The organism is Nocardioides sp. T2.26MG-1, assembly GCF_950101795.1.
Lineage (GTDB): Bacteria > Actinomycetota > Actinomycetes > Propionibacteriales > Nocardioidaceae > Nocardioides.
The window spans coordinates 168,646-187,892 of sequence record NZ_CATNLZ010000037.1 but is presented as its reverse complement, the minus strand read 5'-3'; the positions used below and the strand labels follow the sequence as shown (position 1 = coordinate 187,892).

The 19,247-nt window shown below is 73.6% G+C and carries 20 protein-coding genes; 8 read left to right on the top strand and 12 right to left on the bottom strand.

The window, feature by feature from the left end:
• Positions 1 to 33 precede the first annotated feature (33 nt).
• From QQZ14_RS24905 to mraZ, 5 genes are all read right to left on the bottom strand, one after another.
• Positions 34 to 1,794 (bottom strand): peptidoglycan D,D-transpeptidase FtsI family protein, encoded by a 1,761-nt coding sequence (locus QQZ14_RS24905; protein WP_284537137.1) that lies wholly within the window; start codon positions 1,792 to 1,794, stop codon positions 34 to 36.
• A 27-nt stretch (positions 1,795 to 1,821) separates the two neighbouring features.
• Positions 1,822 to 2,466: a hypothetical protein gene (locus tag QQZ14_RS24900; protein WP_284537136.1), complete on the bottom strand. Its 645-nt coding sequence runs from the start codon at positions 2,464 to 2,466 to the stop codon at positions 1,822 to 1,824.
• Positions 2,463 to 3,425 (bottom strand): 16S rRNA (cytosine(1402)-N(4))-methyltransferase RsmH, encoded by a 963-nt coding sequence (gene rsmH, locus QQZ14_RS24895; RefSeq protein WP_284537135.1) that lies wholly within the window; start codon positions 3,423 to 3,425, stop codon positions 2,463 to 2,465. The genes QQZ14_RS24900 and rsmH overlap by 4 nt, the downstream gene beginning before the upstream one ends.
• A gap of 2 nt (positions 3,426 to 3,427) precedes the next feature.
• On the bottom strand, positions 3,428 to 3,586 hold the full coding sequence (locus QQZ14_RS24890) for a hypothetical protein (protein ID WP_284537134.1): 159 nt from the start codon (positions 3,584 to 3,586) through the stop codon (positions 3,428 to 3,430).
• Positions 3,587 to 3,826: 240 nt separating this feature from the next.
• Positions 3,827 to 4,261: a division/cell wall cluster transcriptional repressor MraZ gene (gene mraZ, locus QQZ14_RS24885; protein ID WP_284537133.1), complete on the bottom strand. Its 435-nt coding sequence runs from the start codon at positions 4,259 to 4,261 to the stop codon at positions 3,827 to 3,829.
• Between the two features lie 454 nt (positions 4,262 to 4,715).
• Here mraZ and QQZ14_RS24880 point away from each other — a divergent pair, with 454 nt between their 5' ends.
• The 3 genes from QQZ14_RS24880 to QQZ14_RS24870 are packed head-to-tail and all read left to right on the top strand — an operon-like array spanning position 4,716 to position 9,392.
• Positions 4,716 to 5,690 (top strand): AAA family ATPase, encoded by a 975-nt coding sequence (locus QQZ14_RS24880; RefSeq protein ID WP_284537132.1) that lies wholly within the window; start codon positions 4,716 to 4,718, stop codon positions 5,688 to 5,690.
• 25 nt (positions 5,691 to 5,715) lie between these two features.
• Complete coding sequence (locus QQZ14_RS24875) at positions 5,716 to 6,990, top strand: DUF58 domain-containing protein (protein WP_284537131.1); 1,275 nt, start codon at positions 5,716 to 5,718, stop codon at positions 6,988 to 6,990.
• Complete coding sequence (locus QQZ14_RS24870) at positions 6,987 to 9,392, top strand: transglutaminase family protein (protein ID WP_284537130.1); 2,406 nt, start codon at positions 6,987 to 6,989, stop codon at positions 9,390 to 9,392. The genes QQZ14_RS24875 and QQZ14_RS24870 overlap by 4 nt, the downstream gene beginning before the upstream one ends.
• Before the next feature lie 102 nt (positions 9,393 to 9,494).
• Here the strand turns inward: QQZ14_RS24870 and QQZ14_RS24865 are convergent, their stop codons facing one another.
• The 5 genes from QQZ14_RS24865 to QQZ14_RS24845 form a co-directional block, all read right to left on the bottom strand.
• Positions 9,495 to 9,953, bottom strand: coding sequence for a DUF3040 domain-containing protein (locus QQZ14_RS24865; protein ID WP_284537129.1), 459 nt, complete (start codon positions 9,951 to 9,953; stop codon positions 9,495 to 9,497).
• A gap of 133 nt (positions 9,954 to 10,086) precedes the next feature.
• Entirely contained in the window at positions 10,087 to 10,848 is a 762-nt protein-coding gene (locus tag QQZ14_RS24860; RefSeq protein WP_284537128.1) for a class I SAM-dependent methyltransferase, read from the bottom strand.
• A gap of 44 nt (positions 10,849 to 10,892) precedes the next feature.
• Complete coding sequence (locus QQZ14_RS24855) at positions 10,893 to 12,053, bottom strand: endonuclease (RefSeq protein ID WP_284537127.1); 1,161 nt, start codon at positions 12,051 to 12,053, stop codon at positions 10,893 to 10,895.
• Between the two features lie 58 nt (positions 12,054 to 12,111).
• Complete coding sequence (locus tag QQZ14_RS24850; protein ID WP_284537126.1) at positions 12,112 to 12,543, bottom strand: SAV_6107 family HEPN domain-containing protein; 432 nt, start codon at positions 12,541 to 12,543, stop codon at positions 12,112 to 12,114.
• A 235-nt stretch (positions 12,544 to 12,778) separates the two neighbouring features.
• Positions 12,779 to 13,231 (bottom strand): hypothetical protein, encoded by a 453-nt coding sequence (locus QQZ14_RS24845; RefSeq protein ID WP_284537125.1) that lies wholly within the window; start codon positions 13,229 to 13,231, stop codon positions 12,779 to 12,781.
• A 43-nt stretch (positions 13,232 to 13,274) separates the two neighbouring features.
• Between QQZ14_RS24845 and QQZ14_RS24840 the strand changes: the two genes are divergently transcribed.
• Genes QQZ14_RS24840 through QQZ14_RS24830 form a run of 3 tightly spaced genes read left to right on the top strand, consistent with a single transcriptional unit; the run spans position 13,275 to position 15,428 of the window.
• Complete coding sequence (locus QQZ14_RS24840) at positions 13,275 to 13,748, top strand: YbaK/EbsC family protein (protein ID WP_284537124.1); 474 nt, start codon at positions 13,275 to 13,277, stop codon at positions 13,746 to 13,748.
• On the top strand, positions 13,748 to 14,104 hold the full coding sequence (locus tag QQZ14_RS24835; protein WP_284537123.1) for an ArsC/Spx/MgsR family protein: 357 nt from the start codon (positions 13,748 to 13,750) through the stop codon (positions 14,102 to 14,104). Before QQZ14_RS24840 ends, QQZ14_RS24835 begins: the two co-directional genes overlap by 1 nt.
• Before the next feature lie 25 nt (positions 14,105 to 14,129).
• The gene (locus QQZ14_RS24830) at positions 14,130 to 15,428 is read left to right on the top strand and encodes a phytoene desaturase family protein (RefSeq protein WP_284537122.1); all 1,299 of its coding nucleotides are present in this window, start codon (positions 14,130 to 14,132) and stop codon (positions 15,426 to 15,428) included.
• A 10-nt stretch (positions 15,429 to 15,438) separates the two neighbouring features.
• Here the strand turns inward: QQZ14_RS24830 and metF are convergent, their stop codons facing one another.
• On the bottom strand, positions 15,439 to 16,329 hold the full coding sequence (metF, locus tag QQZ14_RS24825; RefSeq protein WP_284537121.1) for a methylenetetrahydrofolate reductase [NAD(P)H]: 891 nt from the start codon (positions 16,327 to 16,329) through the stop codon (positions 15,439 to 15,441).
• Positions 16,330 to 16,450: 121 nt separating this feature from the next.
• Here metF and QQZ14_RS24820 point away from each other — a divergent pair, with 121 nt between their 5' ends.
• On the top strand, positions 16,451 to 17,539 hold the full coding sequence (locus QQZ14_RS24820) for a polyprenyl synthetase family protein (protein WP_284537120.1): 1,089 nt from the start codon (positions 16,451 to 16,453) through the stop codon (positions 17,537 to 17,539).
• A gap of 7 nt (positions 17,540 to 17,546) precedes the next feature.
• On the opposite strand, the gene QQZ14_RS24815 is transcribed toward QQZ14_RS24820, so the two are convergent.
• Entirely contained in the window at positions 17,547 to 17,918 is a 372-nt protein-coding gene (locus QQZ14_RS24815; RefSeq protein WP_284537119.1) for an Rv2175c family DNA-binding protein, read from the bottom strand.
• 185 nt (positions 17,919 to 18,103) lie between these two features.
• Between QQZ14_RS24815 and QQZ14_RS24810 the strand changes: the two genes are divergently transcribed.
• Positions 18,104 to 19,247, top strand: a 1,144-nt coding sequence (locus QQZ14_RS24810; RefSeq protein WP_284537118.1) for a protein kinase domain-containing protein, incomplete at its 3' end; no start/stop codon positions are given.

The window sequence follows — 19,247 nt, the reverse complement described above, 5'->3', positions numbered from 1 at the left end:
CGAGGTTATCGTCGGTCGAGCCGAACCCCGCGATCACCACTCCACCGGCAGCCGGGAGGGCCGGGTGCCGGTCGGCGGGACGGCGTACCGCTGCAGCGCGTAGCTCATGATCTTCGCGAAGGCCGGGCCGCCGACCGAGCCGCCACCACCGCCGTTGCGGGGGTTCTGCACGACGACGTAGACGGTGAACCGGGGGTCGTCGGCGGGCGCGAAGCCCGCGAACGACACCGTGAAGGTGCCGTCGTAGCAGCCGCACTCGGCACCGACCCGCTGGGCGGTGCCGGTCTTGCCGGCGACGCGGTAGCCGGGGATCGCGGCGCCCGGCGCGACGCCGACGTCGGGGTCGACCACCCGCTCCATCATCCGCATCGTGTCGCGGGCGGCCTGGGTGCTGATCACCCGGCGCTTCGTCGCGGTGTCGGTGCCGACGACCTCGCCCTCGTCGGTGGTCGCCTCGCCCTCCACCAGGCTGGGCGAGACCCGGACGCCGCCGTTGGCTATGGTGTTGACCGCCGCGGCCATCTGCACGCCGTTGACCGAGAGCGACTGGCCGAACGCGATGCGGTCCTGCATCTGGTGGGTCCACGCGCTGCCGTCGGGCAGCAGCCCCTGGGTCTCGCCGCGCACCCCGATGTCGGTGCGCTGCCCGAGGCCGAACGCGTGCAGGTAGTCGTAGAGCTGGCCCTGCTCGAACTTGTCGGCCGCCAGCACCGTGCCGATGTTGGAGGACTTCGCGATCACGCCGGCGAGCGTGAGGTGGATGGTGCCGTGGGTGAACCAGTCGTTGATCGGCCGGTCCTCGCGCTGCAGCTGCGGAGGCACCGCGATCTTGGTGCGCGGCGTGACCAGCCCGAGGTCCATCAGCGAGCTGACCGTGAGCACCTTCTCGACCGAGCCGGGCTCGTACACGTCCTGCATGGCCCGGGAGCCCAGGTCGGCCTTCGGCGACTTCGTCGGCTCGTTGGCGTCGAACGTCGGGTAGTCGGCGACCGAGAGCAGCTCACCGGTGCGGCTGTCCATGACGACGGCGAACCCGCTGTCGCCACGGGCGTCCTGCACGGTCTGGCCGAGCACCCGCTGGGTGTACCACTGCAGGTCGAGGTCGATCGTCGTCCTCAGGTCCCGGCCGTCGACCGGGTCGGTCACCGTGCTCTCGCCGAGCGGGATCCGGTTGCCGCCGCCCACCTCGTAGCGTGCGGAGCCGTCGGTGCCGGCGAGCTGCCGGTCGAAGGTGCGCTCGAGCCCGGCCAGCGGCTCGTCGGTGCCCATGAAGCCGATCAGGTTGGCCGCGACGTCCCCCGCCGGGTAGTCACGCAGCGGGTCACGGCGGGTGCCGAGCCCCTCGAAGCCCGCGTGCTCGGCGGCCGCGACCACCGCGGTGGCCTTGGCCGCGGGCACCCGGCGCGCGATGTACTCGAAGCGGCTCCCCTGCTCGCGCAGCTTCTTGAGGGTGTCGACGTAGTCGACGTCGAGCCGGTGGTAGAGGAACCGGGCGAGCTCGGGGGCCTTGTCCGAGGTCATCTGCGGGTCGGCCACCACCATCAGCCCGTCCACGGACCCGGCGAGCGGCTTGCCGTTGCGGTCCAGGATGTCCCCCCGCTCGGCGGGCAGGTCGACCTCGACCAGGCCCTCGGCGGAGGCCATCGCGGCGTACGAGTTGGGATCGAGGCCCTGCAGCTGCACGAGCCGGGCGCCGAAGACCGAGAGCACCATCGCGATCACGACGAAGCCCATCCGCAGCCGCAGCTGCGGGGAGCCCCGACGGGAGCCGCGGGGAGGACGGGTCTGGCGCAACGTGGTCTCCGGTGGTCGGTCGGGTGATCAGCGGCGGGTCTGTTGCTGCTGTTGCTGATGTTGCTGGTGTTGCTGCTGGTTCTTCCTATCGCCTGCGTCGCCGTTCCCGGCGGCTCCGTCGCCCGTGTCGCCCGACGTGTTCGCCGCGGGTGGCGCGGTCACCCGCACGACGTGCGGCGCGGGATCGAGGGCGGCGGGCTTCACCGGCGTCGGCGGCGTGATGCGGAACCGGGCGCTGCCGTCGGCCGCGCAGGGCCGACCGGTGACCGTGCCGGTGCCCAGCCGGAGGAACGCCGGGGTGCAGGCCTGGACCATCCCGAGGCGCTGGGCCGCGGCGGCGATCCGCTGCGGGTCGCGCAGCCGGTCGAGCTCCATCTGCAGGCCCTGCTGGCGGGCGGCGAGCGTGGTGGCCTGGCCCTCGAGCGCGGTCGCCGCGAACGACGACTGCTGCATCGAGGTGTTGAACAGCAGGAGCCCGACCACACCGCCGAGCAGCATGAGGCTCACCAGGGCGACGAACGGCATCCGGGCCGCCTGGGCCCGGGTGCGAGGGACGACCGTCAGCCGGGCACGCTCGACAGCGCTCGTCCTGAGGCGCGAGCCTGCGAGCCTCGAAGGGGCCTCGGCGATCCGCGGCATCCGCGAGCGGACCTGGGGCACCGGACTGCTCATGCTGCTGCCTCTCTCGTTCGCTCGATCGCGCGCAGCCGGACCGAGGCGGCGCGCGGGTTCTCGGAGATCTCCTCGGCGTTGGCCTTCTCGGCGCCCCGGGTCACCAGGCGCAGGGACGGCTCGTGGCCCTCGGGCACGAACGGCAGGTCCTCGGGGACGTCGAGGCGGGTCGCGGCGACGAACGCCTGCTTGACCAGCCGGTCCTCGAGGGAGTGGTAGGACTCCACGACCACGCGGCCGCCGACGCCGATCGCGTCGATCGCCGCCGGGATCGCGCGGCGCAGCACCGCGAGCTCGTCGTTGACCTCCATCCGCAGCGCCTGGAACGTGCGCTTGGCCGGGTGCCCTCCGGTACGTCGGGCAGGTGCGGGGATCTCGGCGTACAGCAGCTCGACCAGGCGACCGGAGCGGGTGAACGGCTCCTTCGCGCGCTCGCGCACGATGGCGCCGGCGATCTTGCGGGCGAACTTCTCCTCGCCGTAGTCGCGCAGCACCCGGGTCAGGTCGCGCACGTCGTAGGTGTTGAGCACGTCGGCTGCGGTGATGCCGGTGCTGCCGTCCATCCGCATGTCCAGCGGGGCGTCCTCGGCGTAGGCGAACCCGCGTTCGCGGACGTCGAGCTGCATCGAGGAGACGCCGAGGTCGAAGAGCACCGCGTCCACCGAGGCGAGACCGAGGTCGGCCAGCACCGCCGGGAGCTCGTCGTAGACCGCGTGCACACCGGTGAAGCGGTCGCCGAACGGCGCCAGCCGCTCTCCCGCCAGCGCGAGCGCCTCGGGGTCGCGGTCGATCCCGATCACGCGGGTGAGCGCGAGCCGGGACAGTACGGCCTCCGTGTGGCCGCCGAGGCCGAGGGTCGCGTCCACGAGAACGGTGTCCCGCTGCCCGCGCTCGAGCGCAGGAGCCAGGAGGGCGACGACCCGGTCGAGGAGGACCGGGACGTGGGAGGGGGTCCGCATCGTCAGGCCTGACGAGCCAGGAGCGCGAGGAACAGGAACCCGAGCGTGACTCCGACGGAGGTCACAGCGGAGAAGGCCATCAGGGTCGCCGCGTCGCGGGCCTGCTGCCGGACGCGGCGCACCGGCGCCTCGACCGGTGCCTGTGCTGGCGCGATGCTCATGAGTTCGACCCTCGTGTCCCGACTGTCTCGAGCGATGTGTGGCGATGGACGGTGCTGCGTGGTGATGAAAGGGGCGATCCGCCTGACCAGGTCCCTGCCCGCTCCCGATGTGGTGACTCGGGGAAGTTGGCCCTCTGGAACCGGGGAAGGTGCCCCAGATGGCTGCGGGAGCGGGCTCGAGACCTCGTCCTGCGGATCGCTGTGGTGTTGTCGTGCCGTGCGCCTGCTGTGCTCCTGCTGCTAGCTCGGGGGTGGTGCCGGCTGCTCGTCGAGCTCGGCGAACTTCGCCTGAGCGCCGGCCGAGTACTCGCGCCACCGCACCGGGTCCCAGATCTCGATCCGGTCCATGACGCCGATCACGACCACGTCGCGGTCGAGCGAGGCGTACTCGCGCAGCGGAGCCGGGATGCTGACCCGGCCCTGCTTGTCCGGCGTGCCCTCGTCGGCGCCGGCGAACAGGATGCGGGCGTAGTCACGGGCGCCGCGCACCGTCATCGGCGTCGCCTGCGCGCGCCGTGCCTCCTCCATGAAGACGTCCGTGGGCCACACGACCAGGCAGTTCTCCTGACCTTGCGTCACCACGAGCCCCTCCGCCAGCCGATCCCTGAACTTGGCCGGGAGGAACAGCCGTCCCTTCTCGTCGAGCTTGGGGGTGTAGGTGCCCATGAAGAACATCGGGCGCCTCCACTCCGGTCCACTCCACGTGACCCTTCCTCCACTTCGCACCACTTTACGCCACTTTGCTCCACCGTCAACCACATCGTGCGTGTTGACCCGGCGGATCTCGGCCGTGCTGGGCGCGCTCGCCGCCGGCGCGGCGCCGGCGCAGCGCCGGCGCGTGGTCCCGGCGTACGCCGCATCTGCGCAGGTCAGCGCGCCCTTCGACGCGCCAGCAGGCCGACCGACCGGGCGAGGTGGAGCGCTGGTGGGGAGCGCGCCGCTCCGGTGGAGCGGAGTGGAGGAGAACGTGGGGCCCGACGCCGCTCCCCCAGAACACGAACCGGGACCGCAACCAAACCGTGATCCCAGGAGTCGGATCGGGCGGGGAGCCGAGCCCGTAGGTTTCCGAGACGACTACCGTTGGTCCATCCGGTGACACGGGTCACGCAGGAGGGAAAGGGACGCAGACGTGGGAACTGAAGCGGGGGGCGCGGACCTCCAGACCTTGGCGCGCGTGGTCGGTCGGGTGCGCAGCAACGTCGAGCGGGTGATCGAGGGCAAGCCCGACGTCGTCAACGCCTCGCTGGTCGTGCTGCTCGCCGAAGGTCACCTGCTGATCGAGGACGTGCCGGGGGTCGGCAAGACCCAGCTCAGCAAGGCGCTGGCCCGCAGCATCGACTGCTCGGTGCGGCGCATCCAGTTCACCCCCGACCTGCTGCCCTCGGACGTCACCGGCGTCTCGGTGTTCAACCAGAACACCCGTGAGTTCGAGTTCCGCCCGGGCGGCGTGTTCGCGAACATCGTGGTCGGCGACGAGATCAACCGGGCCTCGCCGAAGACCCAGTCGGCGCTGCTGGAGTGCATGGAGGAGCGCCAGGTCACCGTCGACAACACGACCTACCAGCTCGAGCAGCCGTTCATGGTGATCGCCACCCAGAACCCCATCGAGATGGAGGGCACCTACGCGCTCCCCGAGGCGCAGCGCGACCGGTTCATGGCCCGGGTCTCGGTGGGCTACCCGGTCGAGGCGGCGGAGATCGCCATGCTCAACTCCCACACCCGGACCAACCCGCTCGACGACCTCGAGCCGGTCACCGACGCCTCGGAGCTGCGCAAGCTGATCGGGATCGTCGGCCAGGTCTACGTCTCGGAGGCCGTGCAGCGCTACGCCGTCGCGATCGCGTCCGCCACCCGCCGGTCGGACGAGCTGACGCTGGGCGCCTCGCCCCGGGCCACCCTCCACCTGGTGCGCGCCGCCAAGGCGGCCGCCGCGCTGGACGACCGCGACTACGTGCTCCCCGACGACCTCACCCGGCTGGCGCGCTCGGTGCTCGCCCACCGACTGCTCCCCAGCGTCGAGGCGGCGATGACCGGACGGTCCACGACCGCGATCCTCGACACCATCGTCGCCGGAGTGTCGGTGCCCGACAGCTCCGCACGCTGACCGGAACGACCCGAGGGGACCTGCGATGAGGGAGGCACTGGCCGGGCTCACCGTCCGCGGGCGGGCGTTCCTGGCCGCGGGTGTGACCGCCGTCGTATGCGCAGTCGTGCTCGACCAGAGCGCGCTCACCCGGGTCGGCATCCTGGTGCTGGTGCTGCCGCTGCTCACCGCGTGGGTGGTGGGACGCAACCGCTACCGGCTCGCGCTGGTGCGCACTGTCACCCCGCAGCTGGTGGCCGCCGGCCAGCCGGCCCGGGTCTCGCTCGCGCTGAGCAACGAGGGCCGCAGCCCCAACGGCGTGCTGCTGCTCGAGGACCAGGTCCCCTACGTGCTCGGCACCCGGCCGCGGTTCGTCGTCGAGGGCATCGGCACGGGCTGGCGCCAGTCCGTGTCCTACCAGGTCCGCTCCGACGTCCGCGGACGCTTCGAGATCGGGCCGATGTCGGTGCGGGTGACCGACCCCTTCGGGTTGGTCGAGCTCGGGCGGACCTTCCGCACCACGGTGCCGCTCACGGTGACGCCCCGCACCGTGCTGCTCCCCCAGATCCCCCTCGGAGGAGCGTGGACCGGGTCCGGCGACAACCGGCCGCGCGCCTTCGCCACCGGCAGCGCGGAGGACGTCACCGTGCGCGAGTACCGCCAGGGCGACGACCTGCGCCGCGTGCACTGGCGCAGCTCGGCTCGGCTCGGCGAGCTGATGGTCCGCCGTGAGGAGCAGCCGTGGCAGTCCCGGGCGACGCTGTTCCTCGACAACCGCACCTACGCCCACCGCGGCCAGGGCATCGCGTCCTCGATCGAGGCGGCGGTCTCGGCCGCGGCCTCCATCGCCGTGCACTTGAGCCACCGCGGCTTCGCCGTACGCCTGGTGACCGCGCTCGGCGAGGACCCCACCAACGCCTGGCACCTGCGCGACACCGACCTCAACACCGCACCGCTCATGGAGGCACTCGCCGTGGTGCAGCCGACCCAGCAGGCGCACCTCGACACGACCTGGCTCGCCGAGGGGGCACACGGTGGACTCACCGTCGCGGTCTTCGGCGGCATCATGCCCACCGACCTCCCGGTGCTGCGCCGGATGCGGCACCAGGCCGGCTCGGCGCTGGCGATCGCCCTCGACGTCGACGCCTGGACGGGCGCTCCACCCAGCGGCGGCGCCACCCAGGCGCTCGGCCAGCAGGGCTGGCGGGCGGTGCCCCTCGGCCCGCGGGACCGACTCGACGCGGTCTGGCAGGAGCTCGGGCACACGAGCGCGCACAGCTCGCGCGGCGTCGCCGCGCCGGCACCGGAGGCGATCGGATGATGCACTCCCTGACCCGCTCACGCGGCAGCCTGTCGGCCAGCGTGACGCTCGCCGCGGTCGCCGCCATGACCACGCTCGTCGCGATGTACGCGTGGCGCGGCTTCGCCGAGCGACCCGGCGGCTTCCTCAACCCCCTCCTGCTGCTCGGCATCGTCGTCGCGGCGACCGGCACGGCCACCCGCTGGTGGCGCTGGCCGGGCGCGGCCGTCGTCGCCACGCAGGTCGTGGTCTCGGGGCTGGTCGCGGGACTGCTCATCACGGGCGAGCTGGTGCCCGGCACCGGGATGCTCGCCGAGGTGCGGTCCGCCGTCGGCGACGCGATCGACAGCGCCCAGGGTTTCGCGGCGCCGGTGCCGGCCACCGAGGCGCCGATCGACCCGCTGCTGATCCTCTGTGGTCTCGTCTGCCTGGTGCTGGTCGACCTCCTCGCCTGCACGCTGCACCGCGCGCCGCTCGCGGGACTGCCGCTGCTCACGATCTACACGATCCCGGTGAGCATGGTGGAGACCCCGATCGCATGGTGGGTGTTCGTCGGCACCGCGGCCGGGTTCCTCGGCCTGCTCTTCCTCCAGGAGACCGAGCACGTCAGCCGGTGGGGCCGGCCGATCGCGGAGGACCGCGAGACCGGGGACCCGATCTCGCTCGGGGCCGGATCGCACGCGGTGCGGCGTACCGCCACCGGCATCGGAGGCACCGCGACGGCGCTGGCCCTGGTCCTGCCCCTGCTCGTCCCGACGGCCGGCCTCCAGCTCTTCGACTTCGGCCCCGGTCGCGGCGACGGCAACGACATCCGGGTCGACAACCCCGTGGCCAACCTGGTGCGCGACCTCAGGCGCGGCGAGGACACCGACCTCGTGCAGGTCACGACCACGGACCCGGCCCCGGCCTACCTGCGGATCCTGACGCTCACCCACTTCACGGACGTCGAGTGGACCCCCGGTGACCGTGACGTGCCCACCGAGAACCGCGCCGACGGGCCGCTACCGCCACCCTCCGGGGTCGACGCCGAGGTCTCTCGCGAGGAGATCCCCTACGACGTCAAGGTGCTGCCGACGTTCAAGTCGCGCTGGCTGCCGACGCAGTTCCCGGCCAGCAACGTGCAGGCCGAGGGCGACTGGCGCTACGACACCTCCACCATGGACTACCTGGCGGTGCCCGACGACCTCACCACGGCCGGGCTGCACTACACGATGAGCGCGCTGCAGCTCGACCTGAGCGCCCAACGCCTCGAGAACGCCGGCTCGTCGACCGGCAAGGTGAACGAGTCCTTCACCGACTACCCCGCCGACATCCCGCCGATCGTCCGGGAGCTGGCCGCCAGCGTCACCGAGGGCAAGACGTCACGGTTCGACAAGGCGGTCGCGCTGCAGAACTGGTTCCGCAGCTCCGGCGGGTTCGAGTACTCCCTCGCCACGCACACCGAGGGCAACGGCGTCGACGCCCTCACCGCCTTCCTCACCGACGGGCCCGGCGGCCGGGTCGGCTACTGCGAGCAGTTCGCCTCGGCGATGGCACTGATGGCGCGGGTGCTCGGCATCCCCTCCCGGGTGGCCATCGGGTTCCTCACCCCCGACCGGGTCGGGCCGGGCACCTGGATGTACAGCTCGCACGACATGCACGCCTGGCCGGAGCTGTACTTCCAGGGCTCCGGCTGGGTCCGCTTCGAGCCGACCCCGGCGGGGCGGGCGGCCGACGTGCCGTCGTACACCGTCAACGGCGTGCCCGACGACCAGGGCCCCTCCCAGACCACCCAGACCCGCTCCGCGTCCGCGGCCACGGGACCGAGCAAGCGGCCCAGCCAGAGCGAGACCGCCGCCGCCCAGACGCAGGACGACGAGGGCGACGCCGGCATCCACTGGGCACCGCTCCTCCGCGCGGTCGGCGGCGTCGCCCTCGTGACCGGCCTGCTGCTGATCCCGAGCCTGGCCCGCCGCCGCCGTCGTGACCGGCGCCTGGCGGCGGGTGGTCCGGAGGACATCTGGGCCGAGCTGCGCGACACCGCGGTCGACCTCGGCATCACCTGGCCCGGAGGTCGCTCACCACGCGAGACCCGCGACGCGCTGGTCGGCCACCTCGGCCGGCCCGTCGACTCGACGACGCCCGACCGGCCCGAGCACGGGCCGGAGGTCGCCCAGGAGGGCGTCGGCGCGCTCGGCCGGCTCGTCACCGACCTGGAGCGGCTGCGCTACTCGCGCTCCCCTGCCGAGGCGGACCGAGCACGGCTGCGCGCGGACGGACGGGTCGCGCTGGCCTCCCTCGCCGGTGGGGCCACCCGCGCGTCGCGCCGGCGCGCCACCTGGTGGCCGCGGTCGGTGCTCGACCTGGCCGCGCTGCGGCCGACGCGCGGCACCCCGGCGACCGTCGAGGCGCGCTACGGCGGGGTCGTCGACCACGTGGGCTGAGCGCGCCGGCTGACGGAGCTGCGTCCGACGGGCCACGCTCGCGCGGACGCTTGCCGCCGCTGACTGGGCGAGCCTGTCAGTCGAGCCGCTGGCGCGTCTCGACTAGAACCCGCCGTTCTCGCGGCGGCGGCGCCACCGCTCATCCATCCGCTCCATGAAGGAGTGGTGGGAGCCGCCGGAGCGGCCGTGGCGGCGCGGGCGGCGGGTGCGGCCCGAGCGACCGCCGTCGACGACGGTGAAGCCGCCGCGACTGGGGTGCTGGATCGAGCGGGGATCGGGAGCCGCGGGGCCGCGCTGGCCGCGGATCGCGGTGAGGGCCACCGTGGCGGAGCCGAGCATGATCACGAAGCCGACGATCCCGACCGGCGTGATCCGGGCGACCGCGCCGGTCATCAGCACGACGACGCCCAGGACGAAACAGACCCCTGCGAAGATCGCCCGTCGACGGGCGGAGCGGCGGAAGGCCGTACCGCGCAGGGTCGAGGCGAGCTTGGGGTCCTCCTCGACGAGGGCGCGCTCCATCTGCTCGAGCAGTCGGAGCTCCTCTTCCGAGAGTGGCACCGTTCCTCCCCACAAGGTCATCGCCGTGTCGCCGGCCAGCGCCTCAAGTCTAGGCAGCGCCTGGTCATCGCGGTAGGCGGGTTGCAGAAAATCGTGACAGAACCGTTCCCGAGGGACCTGCTGTCGAAACGGGTCAGCCCGCGAGCACGTGCAGCTGAGCCGCCAGCGGGCGGAACTCCGGCCTCTCCGAGACCGCGCACTCGAGGTCGACCAGGGCCGCAGTGGACCCGGGCTCGAGGTCGAGCAGCGACCCGGGCACCAGGTCGGCGAACACCCGGATGCCGTGCACCGCGTCGACGCGGAAGCCTGCGGCCTCGAGCAACCCGGTGACCTCGGTGTCGGTGAAACGACGCCCCGAGCGGCCGGTGCCCGCGTCGCGGACCCCGGAGGCGTCCGTCGGGTCGAGCAGTGCCAGGGCCTGGGCGAAGTGCCCGGCCATCGCGCGGGCCACCACCGCGGCGTGGCGCTGGCCGACCAGGAGGCTGAGCGTCCCGCCGGGGCGCAGCACCTGGCGCAGGGTGGCGAGCGCGGCGGCGGGGTCGTCGACGACCTCGAGCACGCCGTGGCAGAGCACGACGTCCGCGGCGGCCGGGCCGGTCACGTCGAGCAGCGTGGACAGGTCGCCCTGCTGACCGGTGACCGCCACGCCGAGCTCGCGGGCTCTCCGGCCGAGGGCCGCGAGGGCGTCGGGGCTCGGGTCGACGACCGTCACCCGGTGCCCGAGCTCCGCGACCCGGACCGCGAAGCCGCCCGTGCCGCCACCGATGTCGAGCACGTCCATGGCGACGCCCTCCAGGGCCGGGCGAAGCGCGTCCCACACCACGGAGGTACGCGCCGCGCTCCTCCGCTCGCTGGGCCGCTCGCTGGGCCGTTCACTGGACCGCTCGTGAGGCATGACCCAACCCTAGGGCCCGGACCGGCGTCCCGCCCGCGGCGGGCTCACCAGATCGCCTCCGCCCACTCCGGGTGATCGACGAACGGGTTGCGGTTGTGCTGGTAGTCGGTGTAGATCACGTCGTTGCGGCGCATCTCGAACGCGCTGGGCGGGTCCTCGGCGTTCCACCGCAGCAGCACCGACAGCCGTCCGATGTGGGGCGTGGTGCCGTTGCCGACGAGGTCGTTGACCTCCAGGTCGGGCCAGCCGTCGCCGCCCTCGTAGCGCACCGACATGTAGAAGATCATCCGGGCGACGTCGCCCTTGACCGCGTCGCGCGGCTCCCAGGAGTCGGCGTCGGCGAAGTTGCCGGGCGCCTCGGCGTTCTGGCTGCCACCCTCGTCGAAGTCGAGGTTGCCCCGCGCGGAGTTGACGGTCACGTCCTCGGGGCGCAGGTGGTGCAGGTCGGTGCCGGGGCCGGTGGCCGTGCCGAAGTCGCCGTGCGACTTGGCCCAGACGTGCTCCCGGTTCCACTGGTCGGCGCCGCCGCCGTTGTCGCTGGCCGGCAGCGAGAACCCGCTGTAGAGGCAGATCACGCGGCTGGCGTTCGCCGGGTCACGGTCGGTCACCTTGAGCGCGTTCCACACCGCGTCGTAGGACAGCTTGGTGACGCCGCTGGAGATGATCGTGTGCAACGACGACTCCAGCGCACTGCCGGTCTTGCCGATCGCGGAGGCGTAGTAGGTGGAGTCGTACTCGCCGCTGCCTCCGGACGGAGGCGGGTTGGCCGGGTCGCTACCGCCGGCGAACGCGAACGCCGTGCTCGACGTGAGGCCGGGCCGGGAGAAGTACGCCGCGAGCGTGCCGGTCACGTCGATCTGGCGGCCCATGAGCCCCGGGTTGGACCGCAGGCCCCAGGCCGAGCGGAAGGCGCTGGGCACCTGGACGTAGACCATCCGCGAGGTGTCGGTCGTGCCGGGCGCGTCGGCGAGCGCGAGGGCGTAGTCGTTCGGGAAGCTGCTGGTGACGACCGTGGTCGACGAGGTCGGCTGCCCCACGACGTAGCCGCGGACCGTCGCCGACGATCCGTCCTGGGTGGAGCGCGCGGTGGCGACGCTGATCGGCACGGCCGCCTCGGCCGGCACCGCTGCGGCGCCCGTGACGGCGAGCAGCACGAAGGTGAGGATCCACGCCGCGCGGCGGCGCGGGCCGAGAGGTGGTCGCATGCGCCCAGCGTGCCGACCGCCCGGGCTCGCCCGCATCGCGGAAAACCCTTGTCGTGGATCAGCCCGCGCGCATCGCCGCCGCCCGAGGCGGGGCCGAGACGTGCGGGACCAGGCCCAGCGAGCGCTCGACGACCGCGAGGAACCGGTCGGCGTCACGCACCAGGTCGTCCGCCTCGCGCTCGGAGACCGCACGGGTGGACCCCGCCTCGGCGGCGGCCCGCTTGCCGGCACCGGCGGCGAAGAACCGGGCCCACTCCTCGAGCTCGGGGGCCACCTCGGCGAGCAGCACCCAGGCGTTGCGCTGGGGACGACGGCGCGCCGGCTCCGGGTGTGCCCGGGCCGCCAGCAGCGCGGCGGCGGCGCGCAGCGCCGCGACGTGCGCGCAGGCGTAGCGGGTCGGCACCTCCGTCGCCGCGACCGCCTCGCTCAGCGACTCCGCGGCCCGGGCGAGGTAGGAGTGGGTGGTGGCGGGAAGGGCATAGGGGTTCATCGAGGATCCTCTCCGTCGACCCCAGAGCGGCGACCCCTGGCACTGCACCGGATCCGGTGGACCGGACCCGGCGGGGACGGGGGTCGAGGTCGTCCCCGCCGGGCGGTTCGAACACGTGTTCGAACGCCTCCACCGTACACCGCCCCCGCCGGGGCCCGTCAAGACCACCGGGCGGCCGCGACCGAGCGGGCGGTGGACAGGACAGCAGCCGGGACCGGGACGGCGAACGTCCCCGTCAGGAGTGGAGGCTGCTCTCCACCGGGGCGTCGCTGGTGAACGCACGGGTGTCGCGGTGCCACAACAGCACGGCGGCAGCAGCGTCCAGCGCCAAGGACGCGACCGAGAGCACCACGAACAGCGCCGGCGGGTTCGCTCGCAGGCTGGCGAGGGTGGCGATCGCCATCAGCACCACCATGGCGCTGAGCAGCACCCGGGCCCAGTTGTGGCCCTGACCGAGGAACATGATGAGGACGGCGGCGAGCATCGCGACCACGACGAACATCGTGATCGCCACCGGCGCGAAGGCGGGCGGGTCGACCGACCCCAGGTCGGTCCGGTCCGCAGCCCAGGACGCGTCGAGGTCGTCGGTGAACACGAGGGTCAGCACAGCGGTCACCCCGCTCGTGACGATCAGGCCCACCAGCGCCCAGATCGCGGCGATGACCGAAACCGGCCGCTGCGGTGCCATCCGCACTCCTCTCCCCTGCTCGAAGACCCTAGGGTCTCGCACCATGACCACCGAGCACCCGACGATCACCCGATTCCGCGAAGACCACCGTCGCCGTGGCGGCGCCGGTGACATCGTCATCCTGCCCGACTCCGTGCACACGGCGGCCCTGGCCGCCGAGGCGCTCGGCTGCGAGGTCGGGGCGATCGCCAGCAGCCTGCTCTTCGATGCGGACGGCTCGCCGGCACTCATTCTGACCTCCGGCGCCCACCGCGTCGACACCGCGAAGGTAGCCGCCCGACTCGGTGTGACCAAGCTCAAGCGGGCCACGCCCGACTTCGTCCGCGAGCACACCGGCCAGGTGATCGGCGGCGTCTCCCCGATCGGGCACCCGGCAGCGGTTCCGACGTACCTGGACTCGTGGCTGCGCCGCTACGACGTGGTCTGGGCCGCGGCCGGCCACCCGGCCGCCGTCTTCTCCACGACGTACGACGAGCTCGTGACGATGACCGGCGCCCCGACGATCGAGGTCGAGTGATGGAGATCTGGCTCAACCCCGCCTGTTCCAAGTGCCGTACGGCGGTCGCCGAGCTCGACGCGGCCGGTGTCGAGTACACCGTGCGGCGCTACCTCGACGACCCGCCGACGGCGGCCGAGCTCGGCGAGGTGGTCGCGCGCCTGGGCCTCGAGCCCTGGGACGTGGCGCGGCCGAAGGAGGCGCGCGAGGAGGGCATCGACCTGCCCCGCGACGCGGACCACCGCGACGAGTGGCTGGCCGCCCTGGCCGCCCACCCGCGTGCCCTCCAGCGGCCGATCGTCACCGCCGCCGACGGCACGACCGTGGTGGGGCGCGACGAGGAGTCGCTGCGACGGGTGCTCGACGCCGAGGACTGAGCCGGCACTGGCTAGGGTTCGGCCCATGGCGCGGGTCGTGGTGGTGGGGGGCGGCTTCGGCGGTCTCGCGTCCGCGCTGCGGCTGGCCAAGCTCGGCCACGACGTCACGCTCGTGGAGCGCTCCCCCGACCTCGGCGGCGCCCTCGCGGAGGTGTCCGCCGACGGCTACGCCTGGGATGCGGGCCCGACGTACACGCTGCTGCCGGCGGTGGTCCGCGACCTGTTCCGCAAGACGGGGCGGCCGCTCGAGCGCGAGCTGGAGCTCGTGCCGCTCGACGTGGTGCGCGAGCACCGGTTCGAGGACGGCACGTCGGTGCAGCTGCCGGCCGGCCGGGCGCCGCAGCTGCGGGCCTTCGACGAGCTCGCACCGGGCCTCGGGCAGCGCTGGGTCGACCATGTCGCGTCGTACTCCGACGACTGGGACGTGGTGCGCCGCGGCTACCTCGAGAACCCGTGGCGACCCGACGACCTCCCCCGCGAGCTCGCCGCCCGGTTCGACAGCCGCGAGACGCTCGCCAAGCGGCTCAAGCGCACGTTCAAGGACGAGCGGCTCCGGATGGTCGCCGGGCACCCGCTCGTCGCCGAGGGCCACGACCTGCGCAACGTCCCGGCCTGGATGGGCCTGACGGCGTACGTCGAGCAGCGCTTCGGGGCCTGGACGGTCGAGGGCGGGATGGCCCGGCTCGGCGACGCCCTCGCGGCCCGGCTCACGACCCGCGGCGTCACCACCGTCACCGGCACCGAGGCGACCGACGTCGTCGTGCGCGAGGGCCGGGCCGTCGCGGTCAGCGCCGGCGGCGGCGAGCTCGACGCCGACGTGGTGGTGTGCGCCGTCGACCCGCGCCGGCTGCCGGCGCTCGCGCCGTACGTCGCCCGCTCGATGCCGGCGATCCCACCGGTCGTGGTGCACGTGGGCCTCGACGGCCCGGCACCGGACCTCCCGCACGAGCTCGTGCTGCACGGCGACCCGATGCTGGTGGTGCGCACCGGGGGCCGCGCACCCGACGGCGGCTCGGCGCTGACCGTGCACGGCCGCGGCCGGCTCTCGGAGGACATCCTGCGAGCGCTCGCCCGGCACAAGATCGACCTGCGCCCCCGGGTCGTCACCCGGGTCGACCGCAGCCCTCGCGACCAGGTCGAGCGGTGGGGCGGCTCCCCGATGGGCGTGCTGTGGCAGGGCCGGGCGACGATGCGGCACCGGCTCGGCCCGGGCACGCCGATCCCGGGTGTGTACGCCGCGGGAGCCCACGCGACCCCGGGCGCCGGGCTGCCGTTCGTCGGCCTCTCGGCCGCTCTCGTCGCCGCCGAGGTCGGTCCGGCCTGACGGGCGCCGGTCAGACCGACAGGTTCAGCGCCGCGAAGATCTCGCGCGTGGCCTTGGAGCGGTTGAGCGTGTAGAAGTGCAGGCCCGGCGCTCCCCCGGCCAGCAGCTCGTCGCACAGCTCGGCGGCGATCGCGATGCCCTCGGCGCGCATCGCCGCAGGGTCGCCCTCGTGGGCGGTGATCCGGGCGACGACCTCGTGGGGCACGTCGGTGCCGATCAGCTCGCCCTGCCGGCGGATGTTGGCGAGGTTCAGGATCGGCATGATGCCGGGCAGGATCGGCAGGTCGACGCCACGCGAGCGGACCCGCTCGACCAGCGCGAAGTAGTCGGCGGCGCGGAAGAACATCTGGGTGACCGCGAACTCCGCCCCGGCCCGCGCCTTGGCGACCAGCACGTCGGCGTCGTGGTCGAGGGATGCTGCGGACGGGTGGCCCTCGGGGAACGCCGCCACGCCGATGCTGAAGTCACCGCGGCTGCGCACGAGACGCACCAGGTCCTCGGCGTACGTCAGGCCGCCCTCGGTGGGCGTCCACAGCGCCCGCGGCCCCTCCGTGGGGTCGCCGCGCAGCGCCATCACGTTGCCGATGCCGACCGCGGCGTAGGCGTCGAGGATGGACTCGAGCTCGGCCCGGGTGTGGCCGACGCAGGTCAGGTGCGCCATCGCGGTCAGCGACGTCTCCGCGGCGATCCGGCCGGTGATCCTCACGGTGGAGTCGCGCGTGGACCCGCCCGCGCCGTACGTCACCGAGACGAACGTCGGCCGGTAGGGCTCGAGCTCGCGGATCGCCTGCCAGAGCTGCTCCTCGCCGGCCGCGTCCTTGGGCGGGTAGAACTCGAACGAGAACGACCGCTCGCCCTCGCGGACGAGATCGCCGATCCGCCGAGCCTCGTGGTTCGCCATGCCCAGGAGTCTAGGGACGACACCGGCCCGGGCCCGGCGGCGTCCACTGGCTGGTGGCCGTCGACGCGAGAACGTCGGAGGCCCCGGCGGGCGAGCGGAGACGGCCACTAGTCTCGGCCGGGTGACGGCGACCGGTGGCACAGACGGGCAGGACTGGGACAGCACGGCGTTCCGTGGGCGGATCCAGACCACGCTCGACGCGTTCATCGACGACCAGGCCGCGACGCTGGCCCCGTTGGGGAGCGACGCGGCCCGGCTGGTCCGTGAGGCGCACGCCTCGGTCTCCGGCGGCAAGCGGTTCCGTGCGGCGTTCTGCTACTGGGGCCACCGGGCCGTGGCCGCGGACGTCCCGGACGAGGACGCGCTGGTGCGCGCCTGCGCGTCCCTGGAGCTGCTGCACGCGAGCGCGCTGGTGCACGACGACCTCATGGACGCCTCGGACACCCGGCGCGGCCGGCCGGCGACCCACCGGCTGTTCGAGGGAGAGCACCGGGGCGCGCAGTGGCGCGGGGACCCCGAGCAGTACGGCGCAGCCGCGGCGATCCTGCTCGGCGACCTGCTGCTCAGCTGGTCGGACGAGCTGCTCCGCCGGTGCGGCCTGCCGATCACGCAGGTGGCGCCGGCCCTCGAGGTCTTCGATCGGTGCCGGGCCGAGGTGATCGCGGGCCAGTTCCTCGACGTCTCCGTACAGGCGCGTGGCCGGGCGGACGTCGAGACCGCGATGACCGTGCTGCGCTACAAGTCCGCGAAGTACTCGATCGAGCGGCCCCTGCACATCGGCGCGGCCCTGGGCGGGGCGGACCCGGCGACGATGGCCGAGCTGTCCGCGTTCGGGCTGCCGCTGGGCGAGGCCTTCCAGCTGCGCGATGACCTGCTCGGGGTGTTCGGCGACCCGGACGCCACCGGCAAGCCCGCCGGCGACGACCTGATCGAGGGCAAGCGCACCGTGCTGGTCGCGCTCGCCCTGGACGCCGCGGAGCCGGCCGCGGCGGCGCTCCTCGACCGCTCGCTCGGCACCGCCCTCGCCGTCGAGCAGGTCGCCGAGCTGCGCGGCATCATCGACGACTCCGGCGCCCACGCCCAGGTCGAGTCCGTCATCGGCGAGCTGGCCGCTCACGCGGTCGCGGCCCTGGAGAAGGCCGACATCGACGAGGACGCCCGCGGCGTACTGCGCCAGCTGGCGTCCGCCGCGACCCAGCGGGTCGTCTGAGGATCGGCTACAGCGCCATGGCCTGGGCGCGGCGCTTGGCCTCCGAGCCACGGTTCTCGCGCAGCGCGTCGATCGGCCGGCCCGGCAGGTCGTCGTCGGTGAAGAGCCACGCGATGCACTCGCGGTCGTCGTAGCGGCCGTCGTGCAGGATCGTCAGCAGGCCCGGCAGGCCCTTGACGACCACGCCGTCCTGGATGAAGTCGGCGGGCACCCGCTGCCCGGCGCCGGGCGTCGGCACCGCCGCGGCGAGCTCGTGCTCGCGGATCATCGTGCGGACCTTCGCGACGGTGACCCCGAGGAGACTGGCGGCCTCGGCCCAGTCCAGCCACTCCGGGACGAGGGCGGCGAGGTCGGTGTCGGCGAGTCGTGGCTGGTTCATGGTGACCAGTCTCCCACCGTGGTCCACGCCACGCCGGAGGCGGCTCAGCACCGTCCGGCGCACCGGCGTCCGTACCATTGAGTCTCCTGGTCCTTCCCCATCAGGAGCGCAGGAGGGTCGCTGTGCCGCCAGACCGGCAGTCCGATCGGCACGCCCACACGGGCGCCGACGCCGCTGGCGACCCCATGACCGGCCGGCTGCTCGAGGGTCGCTACCGGATCGGCGCCCGCATCGCGCGTGGCGGCATGGCCAGTGTCTACGAGGCCTCCGACATCCGCCTCGACCGCACGGTCGCGGTGAAGATCATGCACCCGGGCCTCGGCGACGACGCCGAGTTCGCGGCCCGCTTCGTGCGCGAGGCGCGGTCGGCCGCCCGGCTGTCGCACCCGAACGTGGTGGCGGTCTACGACCAGGGCGACGACCAGGGCACGGTGTTCCTCGCGATGGAGCTGGTCGACGGCATCACCCTGCGCGACCTGATCCGCAAGGAGAGCCCGATGCCGCCGGCGCGGGCGCTCGCGCTGATCGAGCCGGTGCTGTCCGCCCTGGCCGCGGCCCACCGGGCCGGCATCATCCACCGCGACGTCAAGCCCGAGAACGTGCTCATCGCCGAGGACGGCCGGGTCAAGGTGGCCGACTTCGGGCTGGCCCGCGCGGTCAGCGCCGACACGCAGCACACCGCCACCGGCGGGGTGCTGATCGGCACCGTCTCCTACCTCGCCCCCGAGCTGGTGGTCGACGGCCGTGCCGACGCGCGCGCGGACGTGTACGCCGCCGGCGTGGTGCTCTTCGAGCTGCTGACCGGCGCCAAGCCCCACGAGGGCGAGAGCCCGATCCAGGTCGCCTACAAGCACGTCCACGAGGACGTGCCGCCGCCGTCGCGCCTCGAGCCGGGCATCCCGGCGTACGTCGACGCGCTCGTCGCCCGGGCGACCGCCCGCGACCGCGGCCTGCGCCCCGCGGACGCCGGCGTGCTGCTCCACCAGCTGCACCGGGTCGCGCACGCGCTCGCCGAGGGGGTGCGCGACGACCCGGAGCTGACCGCCGACCTGACGCCGCTGCTCATGCAGGCCCAGCGGGTCGAGGCGCCGTCGCCCGACGACACCGCGCCGGACCCGTTCGACGCCCGCGAGTTCGCCACGCTGATGGCCCCCTCCCAGATCGTGAGCCCCTCGCAGGCTGCCGAGGCTCACGCCGACCAGACCACGCCCATCCAGACCCTCGACCGGCGCTCGGCGGCACCGCCGCCGAGCCCGCCCGCCCGTCGCACCCCGCCACCGACGCGGCCGCGGCGGTCCCGCCGCGGCCTGGTGCTGCTGCGGGTCGCGG